At 65.0% G+C, this 16,703-nt stretch carries 14 protein-coding genes; 1 reads left to right on the forward strand and 13 read right to left on the reverse strand.

Annotated features, from left to right (window positions below; all coding sequences use genetic code 11):
* Window positions 1-31: 31 nt before the first annotated feature.
* The 13 genes from EJ068_RS02080 to EJ068_RS02140 form a co-directional block, all read right to left on the reverse strand.
* Window positions 32-1,552, reverse strand: coding sequence for a peptidoglycan DD-metalloendopeptidase family protein (locus EJ068_RS02080; RefSeq protein WP_127252324.1), 1,521 nt, complete (start codon window positions 1,550-1,552; stop codon window positions 32-34).
* Between the two features lie 260 nt (window positions 1,553-1,812).
* On the reverse strand, window positions 1,813-2,466 hold the full coding sequence (locus EJ068_RS02085; protein ID WP_127252322.1) for a protein-L-isoaspartate(D-aspartate) O-methyltransferase: 654 nt from the start codon (window positions 2,464-2,466) through the stop codon (window positions 1,813-1,815).
* 30 nt (window positions 2,467-2,496) lie between these two features.
* A complete protein-coding gene (gene surE, locus EJ068_RS02090; protein WP_126082291.1) occupies window positions 2,497-3,255 on the reverse strand; it encodes a 5'/3'-nucleotidase SurE in 759 nt (252 codons plus the stop codon).
* 4 nt (window positions 3,256-3,259) lie between these two features.
* Entirely contained in the window at window positions 3,260-4,564 is a 1,305-nt protein-coding gene (gene serS, locus EJ068_RS02095) for a serine--tRNA ligase (protein ID WP_127252320.1), read from the reverse strand.
* Window positions 4,565-4,666: 102 nt separating this feature from the next.
* Complete coding sequence (tatC, locus tag EJ068_RS02100; protein WP_127252318.1) at window positions 4,667-5,533, reverse strand: twin-arginine translocase subunit TatC; 867 nt, start codon at window positions 5,531-5,533, stop codon at window positions 4,667-4,669.
* Window positions 5,530-6,255 carry a Sec-independent protein translocase protein TatB gene (gene tatB, locus EJ068_RS02105; protein WP_127252316.1) on the reverse strand — a complete coding sequence of 242 codons (726 nt, stop codon included), beginning with the start codon at window positions 6,253-6,255 and terminating at the stop codon, window positions 5,530-5,532. Before tatB ends, tatC begins: the two co-directional genes overlap by 4 nt.
* A gap of 82 nt (window positions 6,256-6,337) precedes the next feature.
* The gene (locus tag EJ068_RS02110) at window positions 6,338-6,556 is read right to left on the reverse strand and encodes a twin-arginine translocase TatA/TatE family subunit (RefSeq protein WP_095815328.1); all 219 of its coding nucleotides are present in this window, start codon (window positions 6,554-6,556) and stop codon (window positions 6,338-6,340) included.
* Window positions 6,557-6,852: 296 nt separating this feature from the next.
* On the reverse strand, window positions 6,853-7,608 hold the full coding sequence (gene scpB / locus EJ068_RS02115; protein ID WP_127252314.1) for an SMC-Scp complex subunit ScpB: 756 nt from the start codon (window positions 7,606-7,608) through the stop codon (window positions 6,853-6,855).
* The gene (locus tag EJ068_RS02120; protein WP_127252335.1) at window positions 7,605-8,405 is read right to left on the reverse strand and encodes a ScpA family protein; all 801 of its coding nucleotides are present in this window, start codon (window positions 8,403-8,405) and stop codon (window positions 7,605-7,607) included. The genes scpB and EJ068_RS02120 overlap by 4 nt, the downstream gene beginning before the upstream one ends.
* A gap of 63 nt (window positions 8,406-8,468) precedes the next feature.
* A complete protein-coding gene (gene nagZ, locus EJ068_RS02125) occupies window positions 8,469-9,488 on the reverse strand; it encodes a beta-N-acetylhexosaminidase (RefSeq protein WP_128315450.1) in 1,020 nt (339 codons plus the stop codon).
* 132 nt (window positions 9,489-9,620) lie between these two features.
* Window positions 9,621-13,103: an SPOR domain-containing protein gene (locus EJ068_RS02130; protein WP_127252176.1), complete on the reverse strand. Its 3,483-nt coding sequence runs from the start codon at window positions 13,101-13,103 to the stop codon at window positions 9,621-9,623.
* A 103-nt stretch (window positions 13,104-13,206) separates the two neighbouring features.
* Window positions 13,207-14,964: an arginine--tRNA ligase gene (gene argS / locus EJ068_RS02135; RefSeq protein WP_127252175.1), complete on the reverse strand. Its 1,758-nt coding sequence runs from the start codon at window positions 14,962-14,964 to the stop codon at window positions 13,207-13,209.
* Window positions 14,965-15,025: 61 nt separating this feature from the next.
* On the reverse strand, window positions 15,026-16,255 hold the full coding sequence (locus EJ068_RS02140; RefSeq protein WP_127252174.1) for a deoxyguanosinetriphosphate triphosphohydrolase: 1,230 nt from the start codon (window positions 16,253-16,255) through the stop codon (window positions 15,026-15,028).
* Between the two features lie 70 nt (window positions 16,256-16,325).
* Between EJ068_RS02140 and erpA the strand changes: the two genes are divergently transcribed.
* Window positions 16,326-16,673: an iron-sulfur cluster insertion protein ErpA gene (gene erpA, locus EJ068_RS02145; protein WP_042644753.1), complete on the forward strand. Its 348-nt coding sequence runs from the start codon at window positions 16,326-16,328 to the stop codon at window positions 16,671-16,673.
* Window positions 16,674-16,703: the final 30 nt, after the last annotated feature.

The raw sequence follows: 16,703 nt of genomic DNA on the forward strand, positions 1-16,703 counted from the left end.
GGAGGTCAGGCGGCCCGCAATTGTTCTTGTTCTATTCGAGATAGCCGGACGGATCGACCGGCGCCGAGTTCTTGCGCACTTCAAAGTGCAGCTTGGGCGAGTCGGTGGTGCCGCTCATGCCGGACAGCGCGATCTCCTGGCCGCGCTTGACCTTCTGGCCGCGCTGCACCTCGATCGAGCTTGCATGGCCGTAGACGGTGACCAGGCCGTTCTCGTGCCGCACCAGCACGGTGTTGCCGAACTCCTTGAGACCGTCGCCGGCATAGATGACGACGCCGTTCTCGGCCGCCTTGATCGGCGTTCCTTCCGGCACCGCGATGTCGACGCCGTCCTTGCCGGAGCCGAAGCTGGAGATCACGCGGCCGCGCACCGGCCAGCGCATCTTGCCGATGCCGGTCGCGTCGGGCGCCTCGGCATTGTCGTCCTCGGCCTGCTGGATGACCTTGGCATCCTTCTTCGGCGGCGTGTAGGAGGCGAGCGTCTCGGTGGTCTTCGCCGGCGGCGGCGTCGTCGCCGTCGTCACCGGATCGACCGCGGGCTTGGTGGTGGCCGCCGGCTTGGCAGCCGCCACGACGGTGCCGCCAGCCGGAACCTTGAGCGTCTGTCCGATCTTGAGCAAGCCGTCCTGCATGCCGTTGGCCTGCTTCAGCGTCGTGACGCTGACGCCCGTCTTCCTGGCGATCGACGACAGCGAGTCGCCCTGCTGGACAGTATAGGTGCCTCCGGCGCCGGCGGGCTTTGCCTCGGCAACCTGCGGCGCGGGCTTGGGGTTCTTGGAGCCCGTGGCCGCAGCCGACGCATCGACCTGAGCGGCCGCCTTGCCGTCCTTGACCTTCGGCTGCTGCGGCAGCACCGCGACCTTTTCCGGCGCGGGCTGCTTCGGCGTGTTCGCCGGCTTGCCTTCGGCAACCTTCGGCTCCGCCTTGCTCGAATAGGCATAAGCGGGGATGACGATCTTCTGGCCGGACCGGATGCCCTTCTTCGGATCGATGCCGTTGACCTTGGCTATAGCATCGGCCGGCACGTGGTAGTGCGCGGCCAGGCCTGAAAGCGTCTCGCCGTCCCGGACAACGATTTCGGTCGCATGTGGCGCAGCACTTGCGTTGCGGACCGCGTCAGGCTCGGCGGTCTTGAACGGTTTTGCCGGCGTGACCGTGCCGGTGGCCGTCCTGTCGAGATGCGGTGCCGGCGCAAGCGCCGGAGCCGGCGCGAGGGCGGGAGCCGTAGCGGTACGCATCGGCTTTGCCGTAGCCGGCGCCGAGGGCGGCGGCAATTGCTGGGTCGTGACCGGCTCGAGGCTGGAGCGGCTAACCGACTGGGTGTGCGTGCCATCGACCGGCGCAGGCGCGACCGTGTCGCCCGGATAGGGCTGGTCGACATTCTGCTTGTTGATGATGGCGCGCTGATTGTTGGTGGATGACGTGAAGACATCATCGACACCGTTGAAGCGCATCGACTGGGAACTGCACCCGGCCGCCGCGCCGGCAATCATCAGCACAGCGCAACCGCGCGCCAGATTGCGTCTGTTTGCTTTCAAGTGATTGAATTGCATCGCACTAACCCGCACAGACCCGGTACAAACTGGCCCTGATTAAAGCGCGTTAATGTTACTGCCGGGTTAACCCCTTAGAATCCGACGAAAATTTTCTTAAAACATTTCGGGCCGCTGGACGGGGCGGAGGTTCAGGTCAGCCCGAGTCGAGAATGGTGGTGTCCGAGAACCGGAGCGGAGCGTATTATCAGTACGTGAGCACCGGAAGCGCAGGAGACCGCCTTTCGCAGGCCGGGCTCACCTGAATATCGGCCCCGCCCCTAGATCACCGCGGCGACGCTGCGCAGGATCGGCTGCAGCCTGACCATGCCGATGTCCTCGCGCTCGAAGCGGCTGCCGACCTTGGTGAGCTTGGCCAGCACCTGCTCGCCCTCCTCCGGGCCGATTGGCGCGATGACGATGCCGCCGCTCGACAATTGGTCGAGCAGGAAGCGCGGCAGGCTGTCGAAGGCCGCCCAGGCGACGATGCGGTCGAACGGCCCTTCATTGGGCAGGCCGTTGGAACCGTCGGCCTGGCGGACGATGACGTTGCTGATGGCAAGCGCCTCGAAGCGCTGCTTGGCCTGCTCGGTGAGCGTCTTGTAGCGGTCGATGGTGATGACGCGCGCGGCAAGCCGCGACATGACCGCTGCCGTGTAGCCCGAGCCGGTGCCGATCTCGAGCACGCGGTTGCCCGGCTCGATGTGCAGCGCGGCAATCACGGCTGCCTGCAAATCGGCGCCCTCGATCGCCTCGCCGCATTCGATCGGCAGCATGCCGTCCGACCAGGCGATCGAATGGAACTGGGCCGCCAGGAAACCGCGCCGCGGCGTCGCCTCGAAGGCGGCGACCAGTGCCTTGGGCGCCGTGCCCCTGCCCCGCAGCCTGAGCAGGAAAGCGGCGAAACCTTCGCGGTCGTCGATGCCTGTGTTCATGCCAAAACCACGTTCATGCCAATGCCTTGTTCATGACAGCGCCTTGGTCAGCTGGTCGCGGAGTTCATGGGCGGTGAGGTCGAGCTGCAGTGGCGTCACCGACACCAGCCGGTTGCGCAGCGCGTAGAGGTCCGTGCCCTTCTTGCCTTCGACCGGCTCGCGGCCGAAGCGCAGCCAGTAGTAAGGCAGGCCGCGTCCGTCGCGCCGCTCATCGACCCAGAGGCTGTGCACCAGCTTGCCCTGCGAGGTGACGACGGTGCCCTCCACTTCGTCGGGAGCGCAGTTCGGAAAATTGACGTTGAGCAGCACGCCGTCCGGCAGCGGCGTTTCCACCAGTCGCTTCAACAGCGCCGGCGCCAGCGACTCGGTCGTCTCGTAAGGAACCACGCGATCCTCGCCGACATAGGAATAAGCCTGGCTGACCGCGATCGAGCGCACGCCGAGCAGCGCGCCTTCCATGGCGCCTGCAACGGTGCCGGAATAGGTGACATCATCAGCAATGTTGGCGCCGGAATTGACGCCGGACAGGATCAGGTCCGGCGGTCCGGGCAGGATCTTCTTCGTACCCATGATGACGCAGTCGGTCGGCGTGCCGCGCACCGCGTAATGTTTCTCGCCGATTTTGCGCAGCCGAAGCGGCTCCGAAATCGACAGCGAATGCGCGTAACCGGACTGGTCCTGCTCGGGCGCCACCACCCACACGTCGTCCGACAGCGTGCGGGCGATGCGTTCGAGCGACGCCAGCCCTTCGGCGTGGATGCCGTCATCGTTAGTCAGCAGTATGCGCATCAAGTCACTTCGCTTCGATCTTGGCGAGACCACCCATGTAAGGCCGCAGCACTTCAGGAATGGTTACGCTGCCATCCTCATTCTGGTAGTTTTCGATGACAGCTATGAGAGCGCGGCCGACGGCGGTACCCGAACCATTGAGCGTGTGAACGAAGCGGTTGCCCCTGCCGTCCTTGTCCTTGTAGCGGGCATCCATGCGCCGTGCCTGGAAGTCGCCGCAGACCGAGCAGGACGAGATTTCGCGATAGGCGTTCTGCCCCGGCAGCCAGACCTCGATGTCGTAGGTCTTGCGCGCGCCGAAACCCATATCGCCGGTGCAGAGCGTGACGGTGCGGAACGGCAGGCCGAGCCGCTTCAGCACCTCTTCGGCGCATTGCGTCATGCGCTCATGCTCGGCGATCGAGCTTTCCTGGTCGGTGATCGAGACCAACTCGACCTTGTAGAACTGATGCTGGCGCAGCATGCCGCGCGTGTCGCGGCCGGCCGAGCCCGCTTCCGAGCGGAAGCACGGCGTCAGCGCCGTGTAGCGCAGAGGCAGCTTTTCATGCGCGGTGATCTCCTCGCGCACGAGGTTGGTGAGCGGCACTTCCGCTGTGGGGATCAGGCCAAGCCGACCGTCGCCATGCGGCGTGAAGAACAGGTCTTCCTCGAATTTCGGCAGCTGGTTGGTGCCGAAAAGCACCTCGTCGCGCACCATCAGCGGCGGAATGACCTCTTCGTAGCCGTGCTCGGTCGTGTGCAGGTCGAGCATGAACTGGCCGATCGCGCGCTCCATGCGGGCCAATTGGCTTTTCAGCACGGTGAAGCGCGCGCCGGACAATTTCGCCGCCCGCTCGAAATCCATCATGCCGAGCGCTTCGCCGATCTCGAAATGCTCCTTCATCCAGTTCGGCCGCGTCGGCACCTCGCCGACGATGCGCTTGACGACATTGTCGTGCTCGTCCTTGCCGACCGGCACGTCCTCCAGCGGCACGTTGGGCAGCACCGCAAGCGCGTCGTTCAGCGCCTTGTCGAGCTCGCGCTCGCGCGCCTCGCCGTTCTGGATGAACGCCTTGATGTCGCTGACTTCGCCCTTGAGCTTCTCGGCAAGCGCTGCATCGCCCGAACGCATGGCGTTGCCGATTTCCTTCGAGGCGGCGTTGCGGCGCTCCTGCTTGACCTGCAATTCGCTGAGATGCGAGCGCCGCGCCTCGTCCTTCGCAATCAGATCGTCGACCATGGACTGCGCCTCGTCAGCCGACCACGAGCGCTTCACCAGCGCCTCGACAAGGGCCTTCGGGTTGTCGCGAATCCATTTGATATCAAGCATGGTCGATCCTCAGAAGTAAGGACCGAGGGCGTAAACCGCATCGGCTATCGATGCAAGACGGCGGATAGGCGCGCCGCCTCGATTTCCCTGCCTTGCCGCCGCTCAGGTGGACGGCGCGTCCGGCGTCTTGTCGCCCGCGACAGAGCTGTCCGCATTCGCCTGCTCGCGCGCCAGCCGGTCCCGTGCCTGGGCGCGCTCGATCACGCGCGATGACCAGATGGCGACCTCGTAGAGAATGATCGTCGGGATGGCGAGGCCGCACTGGCTCATCGGATCGGGCGGCGTCAGCACCGCTGCGACCACGAAGGAAAGGACGATTGCCCATTTGCGCTTCTCGGCCAGCGCCTGCGACGACAACAGGCCGACGCGCGTCAAAAGGCTGGTCACCACCGGCAGCTGGAACACCAAGCCGAAGGAGAAGATCAGCGTCATGATCAGGCTGAGATATTCCGAAACCTTCGGCAGCAGCGAAATCTGCACCTGGTCGTTGGTGCCGACCTGCTGCATGGCCAGGAAGAACCACATCACCATCGGGGTGAAGAAGAAATAGACCAGCGAGGCGCCCATCAGGAACAAGATCGGCGACGCGATCAGGAACGGCAGGAAGGCGCTGCGCTCATTCTTGTAGAGGCCCGGCGCGATGAACTTGTAGATCTGCGTGGCGATCAGCGGGAAGGCGATCACCATGCCGCCGAACATGGCAAGCTTCACCTGGGTGAAGAAGAACTCCTGCGGCGCGGTATAGATCAGCTCGACCTTGTGCGGGTCGAGGCCTGCCCATTGCGTTGCCCATTTGAAGGGGATGACCAACAGGTTGAACAGGCGCTTGGCGAAAAAGAAGCAGACGAGGAAGGCGACGAAGAAGCCGCCCAGCGACCAGATCAGGCGGCGGCGCAACTCGATGAGATGCTCGATCAGCGGCGCCGACGATTTCTCGATTTCTTCCCGCTCCTTGTCCGATACGCTCACTTGGCGGCTCCCGCCGTCTTCTTGGTGTCAGCCGTCTTCTTGGAGGCAGGCTTCCTGGCCGCGGCAGGCTTTGCCTCAGCCTTGGGCGCGGCCTTTGCGGCAGCCGTTGCGGCTTTGGCCGGCGCCGAGGATTTGGCCAGCGCCTTTGCAGCCGATGCCTTCGATGCCGCTGCCGTTTTCGCCACAGCGTCGGCCGTCTTGGCCTTAGTCACCGCAGTCTTTTTCGCCGGTTTGGGCGCCACAGGCGCATCCGAAACCGAGGCGGTGACCGAGGCGTCCGTCATGGCCGGGAAGGTCGGAGCGGCCGGGGCGGGCTCGGTTGCGCCGACGCCGGGCATGTCCGTCGCGCCGTTCTTGAGCGGCTCGGCGGGCTGCGGCGTGTCTGCCGCCGCCGCGGCAGGATCGGCGGCGGGCTTCGGCTTCATCATCGTGTCGACGCCGGCCCGCACATCGGCTGCGGCCTGCTCGAACGGATTGAGCTGCTTGCGCACCTCGTTCATCGGATTGAGGCTGCGAAGACTGTCGATCGAACTCTTGACGTCGTCGAGCTCGGCTTCCTTCAGCGCCTCGTTGAACTGCTTCTGGAAGTCGCCGGCCATGGCGCGCAGTTTCGCCGCGGTGCGGCCGAAGGTGCGCAGCATGTTGGGCAAATCCTTGGGCCCGACGACCACGATCATGACGACCGCGATCACCAGCAGTTCGCTCCAACCGACTTCGAACATGACAATCTATTCCGACGAGAACACGCCGCCCGCATATGCGAAGCGGTTTTGGTACAACGGCATGCTCAAACCAACAATCGGATCAGCTCTTGCTGACCTTTTCCTTGCCCGGCGAAACAGTCTCGTCGGCGCGGTGCTCGACGGTACGCTTGTCGTCAACGTCGTCGTCAGCCATGCCCTTCTTGAAGCTCTTGATGCCCTTGGCCATGTCGCCCATCAGCTCGGGGATCTTGCCGCGGCCGAACACCAGAAGCACGATGACCAGCACGATCATCCAGTGCCAAATCGAAAACGAACCCATAACGATCTCTCTCGAATGTTTTCCCTCGGCGATGATCTATGCGTTTTCGCTCGGGGATTCAAACACAACTGCAATGAAGTTGATAAAATGGCTAGCGGATGTCACGCACTTTCGACGTGAGCGCCTTGCTACGAATCCGCGCAGGCCTTGCTATTAGACCAGTTGTGCCGGTTCCCTAAAAGCATGTCTCCCGAAAGTGGGAACCGGTTTCGGGATAAAGACATGCGTAAAATCAAAAACCTAAAGCGCGTGGAGCGAACCTGAAAAGAACCTGAAAGATCGCGACGCGCTTTAGGTCACTCTTCCGTGACGCGCGGCGTCAGCAGCCCGAGCTCCTCGAGGTCGATATCGGTCAGCTCATCCTCGTCCTCGGCGAGCGCGTCGGAATCGGCTGGCGGCACCGGCATCGAGAAATTGGCCGGCATGCGCGTCGAGAGCAGGCCGGCGCCCTTCAGCTCTTCCATACCGGGCAGATCGCGGATCTCCTCCAGCGCGAAATGATCGAGGAAGGCGTCGGTGGTGCCATAGGTCACCGGCCGTCCCGGCGTGCGGCGGCGGCCGCGCATCCTGACCCATTCCGTTTCGAGCAGCGTGTCGAGCGTGCCTTTCGACGTCTCCACGCCTCGGATGTCTTCGATTTCGGCGCGCGTGACGGGCTGGTGATAGGCGATGATCGCCAGCACTTCGAGCGCCGCGCGCGACAGCTTCCGTTGCTGAACGGAGTCCCGGCTCATCAGGAAAGCCAGATCGCCTGCGGTGCGGAAGGCCCAGGCATCGCCGACCCGCACCAGGTTGACGCCGCGCTTGGCATAGATCTGCTGAAGATCGGCCATCGCGGCGGCGATGTTGACGCCTTCAGGCAGGCGCGCGGCAAGCTGCTTTTCGCTGACCGGCTCGGCGCTGGCGAAAACGATCGCCTCGGCCATGCGCACCGCTTCCGACAGCTGCAGCCGCTCGGCGGGGTTTTCGAGTGAACCCTGCTCGGCCATCTCGTCTTCCGGCTCATCCTCAACCCTGAACGGGATGACTGAGGCGTTGGCGCGTTCACTCATGATACCACCTCGACTGCCTTTGCACCTTGCGCGCGGCTGCGCAGATAGATCGGCGCGAACACCTGGTCCTGCCGCACTTCCAGTTTGCCCTCGCGCACCATTTCGAGGGTCGCCGCGAACGAACTGGCCATCGCCGTGCGCTTCTCTTCCGGCGCCGCCAGATACTCGATCAGGAAACTGTCGAGCGCCGTCCAGTCGCCGACCGCGCCGATCAGCCGCGCCAGCACCTCGCGCGCATCCTTCAGCGACCACACGGCGCGCCGGGCGATCGTCACATTGTTGATGGCCTGCCGCTGGCGCTGCTGCGCGTAGGCGGTGAGCAGATCGTAAAGCGAGGCCGAAAAGCTGTTGCGCTTCTCGATGATGACCATTTCCGGCATGCCGCGCGCGAAGACGTCGCGGCCGAGGCGATTGCGGTTGACCAGCCGCGCCGAGGCGTCGCGCATGGCTTCCAGCCGCTTCAGCCGGAATTGCAGCACCGCCGCCAGTTCCTCGCCGCTTTCGCCCTCCTCGCCCGGCTGTTTCGGGATCAGGAGCTTCGATTTCAGGAAGGCGAGCCACGCCGCCATCACCAGATAGTCGGCGGCAAGCTCCAACCTCAGCGCCCGCACCTTCTCGATGAAGGCCAGATACTGCTCGGCCAAAGCCAGGATCGAAATGCGTGCCAGATCGACCTTCTGGTTGCGGGCAAGGTGCAGGAGAAGATCGAGCGGACCCTCGAAACCGGCCACGTCGACGACCAGCAATGGGTCGCCGGTCAAGCGCGAATCGTCGTTCTCGGCCCACAGACGGTCCATCGGTGCGGCCTTCGCGGCCTTGCCTTCCAATGTCTCCGCCACTTGCCTTTCGTCCCTTCCGGTTCAGGCCACCGCTTCGAAATAGGTGGCAAATTCCGCGCGTATCGCCGTTTCGTCGGCGACGTCGCGATCCTTTATATAGGTCAGCGCCCGCTCCGCGCGTTGCAAGGACTTGCCCGACAGCCCCGTCGTGCGCGAGGCGATCCCCGACATCTCCTCGAAAACGCCGTTGCAGTGAAGGACGAGATCGCAGCCGGCCGCAAGGATCGACGCCGCCTTTGTCGGGAAATCCCCAGAAAGTGCCTTCATCGAGGTGTCATCGCTCATCAGCAGCCCGTCGAAGCCGATCTCGCCGCGGATCACCTGATCGACGACCTTGGCGGACGTCGTCGCAGGATTTTCGGGGTCGATGGCGCTGTAGACGACATGCGCCGTCATCGCCATCGGCAGCGCGTTCAACGCCTTGAACGGGGCAAAATCATGCCGCCTGAGCTCCTCGAGCGGCGTATCGACGGTCGGCAGCGCGAAATGCGTGTCGGCAAAGGCGCGGCCATGGCCGGGAATGTGCTTCATCACCGGCAGCACGCCGCCCGACACCAAGCCCTCGGCCGAGGCCCGGCCAAGCTCGATCACAGCATTGGGCTCCTTGCCATAGGCGCGCGCGCCGATGACATCGCTGGCGCCTTCGACCGGAACGTCAAGCACCGGCAGGCAGTCGGCCGTGATGCCCAGGCGGGAAAGATCGAAGGCGTGCAGCCGCGCCAGCAGCCAGGCGGCGCGGCGGCCGGCTTCCTTGTCCTCGCGCCACAGCGCGCCAAGCGCGCCGCCGGCCGGGTAGTTCGGCGCCAGCGGCGGACGCAGGCGCTGCACCCGGCCGCCTTCCTGGTCGATGAAGACGGGAGCCTCCTGGCGGCCGACGCAGTCGCGCATCGCGGCCACCAGATCGCGGATCTGTGTCGCCCCGCCGATATTGCGCGCAAACAGGATGAAACCCCAGGGACGTTCGTTCCGATAGAAGCGGACTTCGTCTTCGGTGAGGGATTTCCCGGCGCAGCCGAGGATCATGGATTTTGATTCGCTCATAGACTGAAGCTTAAGGCTTTGAGCGAGCAAAGGGAATCACCCCTGCCCTTGGACCGGCCAAAGCCCACAACCGTCCACAACGAAAAGCCGGCGCGGCCTTGCGGCGGCGCCGGCGTTCGGTGTTGGGACGGATCAGCGCGATACGAAGCAGTTACCGCCCGCCGCCTTGTAGCTGGTGCAGAGCTCGATCGCATCGTTGCGCGACTGGGCTGGAACGCGGACACGGTAGAAGGTGCCCTTGCCCGCGACCTCGGCCTTGACGATGTTGGCGGTGCGGCCGGAGAGCACGCTGCCATAGCGGCGCTGCAGATCCTGATAGGTCGACTGCGCGCTTTGCACCGTCGGCTGCGAGGCGATCTGCATCGACCACGAGCCGCCGCCGGCTGCCGCCGCCGGATCGATGGAAGCGACTTGGTCCGGCTTGACCTCGCCGACGATATCGACCGGCTGGTCGGACGGGCGCGCCGGCGCCACCGGCACCGTCGCGGGCGTGTTGCTCGACTGCGACTTGGCTTCAGCCTTCTTCGCGGGCTTCGCCGGCTTGACGGTCACCGCATCGGCCTGACCCGTATCGGCCTGCCCCGTATCTGAAGCCACCGTTCCCGTCTGCTGGCCGTCGGAGGCCGGCGCGACATGCTGTGGCGCCGGATCGCTCGGCTCGGCCGCCGCGACCTTCGGCGCGGCCGGAGCCGGATCCTCGCGCGGCACCAGCGAGCCGTCAGGCTTGACCATCATGGTCTTCACCTTGCGCGGCGCGACGGCGACGACGTCGTTGTTGTTGGCGGTGTTGGCGGCATCCTGCTGCAGCACCTGCGCGATGCGGTCTTCCGACTTCGGCGCCGGCGCGGCCGGCTGCGCGCTTGCCGGTGCGGCAGGCTGGGCGCTTTCGGGCACAGCGGCTTGTTCGACACCGGGCAACGCCGAGCTTGTATTGCCGGCGGCATCAGCGCCGGCCGCGGCGTCGTCGTCGGTGGTCGAAAGATCGACCACGCGGCTCGGCGGCGGTTCCTTCGAGGCCAGGTCCACGGGCTGTTCGGTGGTGTTCACCAGCTTCTGCTGCACCGGCTCGGCTGGCTTTGCCGCGCCGCCGCCCTTGGCGACCGCGTCATAAACCTTGTTGTCCTGGTTCGGCACCACCGCGCCGCCCGGATTTTCGGGCTTCACCTTGATCGGCGAATTGTCGGCCTTGACGATCACCGGAGCCTCGCTGCCGCCCTTGCCTCCGAAGGAGAAGGCCAGCGCGCCAAGGCCGCCGAGAACCACCACGGCGCCGACCAGCCCCGCGATCATCATGCCGCGACGGCGCGGCTGCGCCGCCTTACGCTCGGCAAGCCCGGGGATCGCCATCGCCTCTTCGAGCTCAGGATCATAATCGAGCTCGTCGGTAGCGAATTCGTCCGCCTGTGAGACCGGTCGGCTGCCGGGCAGATCGTCGGCGTCGTAATCGTTGGCGGCAGCGAAGGAAGCCTGAGCGGGCGGAGCCGCCGGAGCCTCGGCCCGCAAGTCGCGACGGTCATAGCCATTGAAGCCGGCGCTGTAGGTTTCGTCGTCATAGCCACGGTTCTGCACGGGCGCCGACGCGATCTCCGTCGCGTTCATGTCGGTGAGCAGGCTCGCGAATTCCGCGTCCAGATCGTCATAAGCGGCCGCCGCCGGCTGATCCTCCTCGAAGCTGAGCTCCGGAATGTCGAGGTCGTCGGCGAGCGCGACCACGCGCTCCGGCACATCGACCGTCTCGACATCCGGGACCTCGTCATGCTGGCGGGGCTGCGGCGCAGCCATCGGGGCCTGCGCCGGTTTGGCATGGGCGGAATAATCCGGGGCCGGCTCGTTGCGGTAAGCAGGCGCGGTCATCTGCAGCGGCGCTGAAGGCGCTGCCACCTGCACCGGCGCCGCTGGGGCCGGCTGTGCCGCAAATGAGGCTTGCACCGGCGGAGCGGCGGTCGGGGTCGAACGGCTCCAAGACCTTGTCTGCTCGACCGGCGTCGGATGCATCCAATCGGACGAATTTGCCGGAGACCTCGCGCTGGCGGCCCCCGCCTGCTCGGCCTCGATACTCCGGGCGAAAGCGGCGCCAAAGGCGTCGTCGTCGAAATCAATGTCCTGTTCGGCCGCCGAAGGTCCGGCGCTGGAGGGCTCGGCCTTGGCCGAGGCTGCAAAATCCTGGCGGTCGAGCTCGTTGGCGAGCAGGTCGTCCAGGTCGCTGTCGGCCGGCTGCGCGTCCTGCCGGTCCTGCGCCGGCTGGCGCTCGTCGAGATCCCAGTCGAGATCGTCGGCCGCCGTGTTCCCACCGGCGTGGCTCGCGGATTCCGCAACCAGCCGTGGCGCGGGAGCAGGCTCCTTGACCGTGGGCATCGGCCGAGCGGTCATGGCGCCGAGCAGCGCGTTGAGCTCGTCCTCCAGGCTGCGCTCTCTGGCGGCCGGCTTTGCCGGTTCCACTGCCGCGACCGGAGGGACCGGAGCAGCGGCAACTGGTGGGACTGGAGCAGCCACGACCGGAGCCGACTCTGCCGGCTGCAAGGCGGCGGCGAGCTCGACGGCCGGAGCTTGCGGCTCTTCATTCAGCGCGTCGCGGAAGCTCAGCTCGAAATCGTCATCGAGGGTCAGCGCGGCGGAAGGTTCGGGCGCGGCGGGTTCCGGCTCAGCGGCAAATTGGGCGGCCTCCGCCTCGACCATCGCGGCCGGCTCGTCGGCGAGCGACAGCTCCGGCTCCTGAAAATCCTGATCCTGGCCGAGATTGATGTCATCGCCCGGCGTCTGATCGAAATGGCCGGCGAAATCATCTTCGGAGATCAGCGGGGCGGCTGCATGAGCTTCGACCGGCTCGACGGCCCGCGCATGCTGCTCGGGCTCATGGCTTTCAAACGACAGCTCGTCTTCAAGCGACATGTGGACCGCGCTGTCGAAATCGGCGTCGAACGCCTCTTCGCTCGCGGCCTGCATGGCTTCGACGGCATCCTGACGGGCGTCGGCCGGCTCGTGATGGTCGAGCTGGAAATCCTGGTCCAGCGAGGCCGCCATTTCATGATCGATCGAAAGGTCATCTTCGACCGGCGCGATATCGAGCGAACTGGCGACGGCGTTGTCGAAATCATCGTCGAAAGCGACTTCCGGCTCTGGGGTGGCCTGCGGCTCCGGCTCGAAACGCTCAGATGCGAAATGCGCCTCTGGCGCGACTTCCGGCTCCGCGGCGAAGTGCGGTTCTGGAGCGAACTGCGGCTCCGGTGCGCGCGCCACGGCGAAGTCGGCGTGATCAGCCGCGTCGTCAAAGACGAAATCCTGCTCGAAGGACGCCGTCAATTCGTCGTCGTTCACGGCGGCGCTGGCGGCCTCGACGGCCGGCTCATGGCTGATCTGGTGGATGGCAGCCTGCTGAGCGACCGGCGCGCTTTCCTCGACGGAATCGAACTCGCCCATCAACTCCTTTTCGAGGTCGATGTCGAAATCGTCAGCCTCCGCAACGTGAGGAGCCGGCATGGCCTTCTCGGCCGCGGGGGCCGGCTGTCTTACCGGCTGGCGCGGGTCGAAACCCATGATCCGGGTCAGTTCCGCGAACGGATCATCGTCGGCGATATCGTTGTGGTCGGCTACTTTCAGCGGGGTTCTGTCTGCCATTATTGTTCCCGAACTCGCACAAAGTCGGACGCCATGGACGTCGCGCAGGGTTGGCCCTTACCAGCGCAATGTGGGCAAAAGGTGACAGGTTTTTTAGTTAAACCTAACGCATTTCCGTGGGCGCGTCTGCCCCGATCAGCGTCAGGCCGGAGGTCAAGACATCCGAAACAGCCTGCACCAGCCCTAGTCTGGCATAGGTTGATTCTCGGTCGTTAACCTTAACAAAACGTAAGTCCTGATTGTCGTGGCCGCGATTCCACTGTGCATGGAAGACTGAAGCCAGGTCATAAAGGTAGAAAGCGAGCCGGTGCGGCTCCAGGGAAAGCGCCGCGGATTCGATCAATCTTGGATATTCAGCCAGCTTGCGGATCAACGCGATCTCGCCCTCGTCGGCCAGCGCAGCGACGGAAGCCGCGAGCCGGTTGCGGTCGAAATTCGCCTCGCCGAGCTGCTCGCTCGCCTGCCTGAAGACGGAATGGCAGCGCGCCGACGCGTACTGGACGTAGAACACCGGATTGTCCTTCGACTGCTCCGTGACCTTGGCGAAGTCGAAATCGAGCGGCGCGTCGTTCTTGCGGTAGAGCATCATGAAGCGGATCGGGTCGCGGCCGACCTCCTCCACGACATCGCGCAAGGTGACGAAATCGCCGGACCGCTTCGACATCCGGACCGGCTCGCCGTCGCGGAACAGTTTGACGAGCTGACAAAGCAACACGGTGAGCTTGACCGTGTCGCCGGCCACCGCCCGCGCCAGCGCCTCGAGCCGCTTCACATAGCCGCCATGGTCGGCGCCAAGCACATAGATGAGATCGACGAAGCCGCGCTCGACCTTGTCCTTGAGATAGGCGACGTCGGCGGCGAAATAGGTGAACGAACCGTCCGACTTGACCAGCGCCCGGTCCATGTCGTCGCCGACCGCGGTCGACCGGAACAGCGTCTGCTCGCGGTCCTCCCAGTCGTCAGGTTTCTCCCCCTTCGGCGGGGGGAGCGTGCCCTTGTAGATATGCCCCTTGAGCGTCAGGTCGGCGATCGCCGCGCGGATCTTCCTGGCGTTGTCGGCATGCAGCGTGCGCTCGGAGAAGAACACGTCGTGATGCACGTTGAGCAGCGCCAGATCCTCGCGGATCATCGCCATCATCGCATCGACGGTGCGGTCCTTGACGATCGCCAGGGCCTCGTCTTCGGGCATCTCCAGCAGGCCGAGGCCGAATTCCTCGGCCAGCGCCTGGCCGACGGGGATCAGGTAGTCGCCCGGATAAAGCCCGGGCGGGATCTCGCCGATGGCTTCGCCAAGCGCCTCGCGGTAGCGCAGGAACGCCGAGCGGCCGAGCACGTCGATCTGGGAGCCGGCGTCGTTGATGACATATTCCTTGGTCACGTCGTAGCCGGCGAAGGCCATCAGATTGGCAAGCGTGTCGCCGACCACGGCGCCGCGGCAATGGCCGACATGCATCGGACCGGTCGGGTTGGCCGAGACATATTCGACATTGGCCTTGCGGCCGCCGCCGATGGTCGAGCGGCCATAATTGCGCCCCTCGCCGAGCAACGCGGTCAGATGCGTATGCCAGAACGCGTCCTTGAGCCTGAGATTGACGAAGCCAGGCCCGGCGATCTCGGCCGACGCGATATCGGCGTCGCCACGCAGCGCTTCGGCGAGTTTCTCGGCAAGCGCGCGCGGGTTCTGTCCAGTGGGCTTGGCCAGCACCATCGCCGCATTGGTTGCGAGGTCGCCATGGCTGGCATCGCGCGGCGGCTCGACCGCGATACGCGACAGGTCGAGCGCGGCCCCCTCCTTGTCCTTCAGGTCAAGGGCTTCGACGGCCTTTACGATCCGCGCGTTGAAATCGGCGAAGATATTCATTGGAAGTGCTCTGGGCTTTAAGAGGCGACCGGCCCAACGGCCGGCAAAATCGAGGCTCGCCCTAGCTCAAATCGGGCGTATGGTCAAACAGACGCCGATGTTCCTTCAAGGCATAGGTGTCAGTCATGCCGGCCAGGAAGTCGGCGACGCTGCGCGCCTTGATGCGATCCTCGGCCCGGTCGAGCCCCTCGCGCCAGCCATCGGGCATGGCGCGCGGATCGGCGAAATAGACGTCGAACAGCTCGCGCACGATCTGTTCGGCGTCGGCCCGCACCCGCATCACTTCCGGGTGCCGGTAGAGATGCTTGTAGAGGAAAGCCTTCAATTCCTTCTCGGCCGCGGCCATGCCTGCCGAAAAGGTCACCAAGGTCTCGCCCGCCGCGCGCACCGCATCGGCGCTGTCCGGTTTGAGCCGCTCGATATTGGCGGTGGTCGATGCGATGACATCCTCGACCATCAAGGTGATCTGCCGCCGCATCAGCTCGTGGCCGGTGCGCACATCGTCGAGTTGAGGATATTTGGCGCGCACGCCCTTCAGGATCGAGCCGGGCAAGCCGACCTCCTCCAGCATCTCCAGCGTCAACAGGCCCGCGCGCAGACCGTCGTCTATGTCATGGGTGTTGTAGGCGATATCGTCGGCGATCGCGGCGCATTGCGCCTCGATGCCGGCGAAGCGGTCGAGCTCAAGGTCGTGCAGCTCCGAATAATCGCGGATCGCCTGCGGCACCGGACCCTTGAGCCCCCTCCCGCTCGCATCGGTCAACGGGCCATTGTGCTTGACCAGCCCCTCCAGCGTTTCCCAGGTGAGGTTCAGCCCGTCGAATTCGGCGTAGCGCCGCTCGAGCCTTGTGACCACGCGCAGCGACTGCGCATTGTGATCGAAGCCGCCCCAGGCGGCCATCTTCTCGTTGAGCGCGTCCTCGCCGGTATGCCCGAACGGCGTGTGGCCGAAATCGTGGACAAGCGCCACGGCCTCGGCGAGATCCTCGTCGCCGCGCAGCGCCCGCGCCAGGGCGCGCGCGATCTGCGCCACCTCGATCGAATGCGTCAGCCGGGTCCGGTAATGGTCGCCCTCATGCGCGACGAAGACCTGCGTCTTGTGCTTCAGGCGGCGGAAAGCCGTAGAATGGATGATGCGGTCGCGGTCGCGCTGGAACGGCGTGCGCGTCGGGCTTTCGGCCTCCGGGAACAGGCGGCCGCGCGAAAGCGCCGGGTCGCTCGCATAGACGGCGCGCGGCCGATAGCCGAACCCGATGTCGCCGAGAGCATCCTTGCCCCGCTGCTCTTCCATTGACCCACCAGTTGACTCAGGCCTGCCCGCTTCATACCTATCATGTGAAACCGAAAGCAAGGTGACGCCGATGGGCGCGGATGCCAAGACTGCCATGAAGGTCGAAATGACCGACGCCGCGGCAAAGCGGATCGCCAGGATCGTTTCCGGCGAACCCGGAAAGACGGCTCTGCGCGTCTCCGTGGAAGGCGGCGGCTGCTCCGGCTTTTCGTATAAATTCGACTTGGTCGGCGATCGCAACGACGACGATGTCGCCATCGAGAAGGATGGCGCGACAATCCTGATCGACGACCTTTCGCTGGTCTATATGGGCGGCTCGGTGATCGACTTCGTCGACGACCTGATGGGCCAGTCCTTCCAGATCAGGAACCCGAACGCGGTCGCCTCCTGCGGCTGCGGCACCAGCTTCTCCATCTGATCGACCGGACTTCGCAAGCCTATGACCGGT

Source organism: Mesorhizobium sp. M2A.F.Ca.ET.043.02.1.1 (genome assembly GCF_003952405.1).
Taxonomy (GTDB): Bacteria; Pseudomonadota; Alphaproteobacteria; order Rhizobiales; family Rhizobiaceae; genus Mesorhizobium.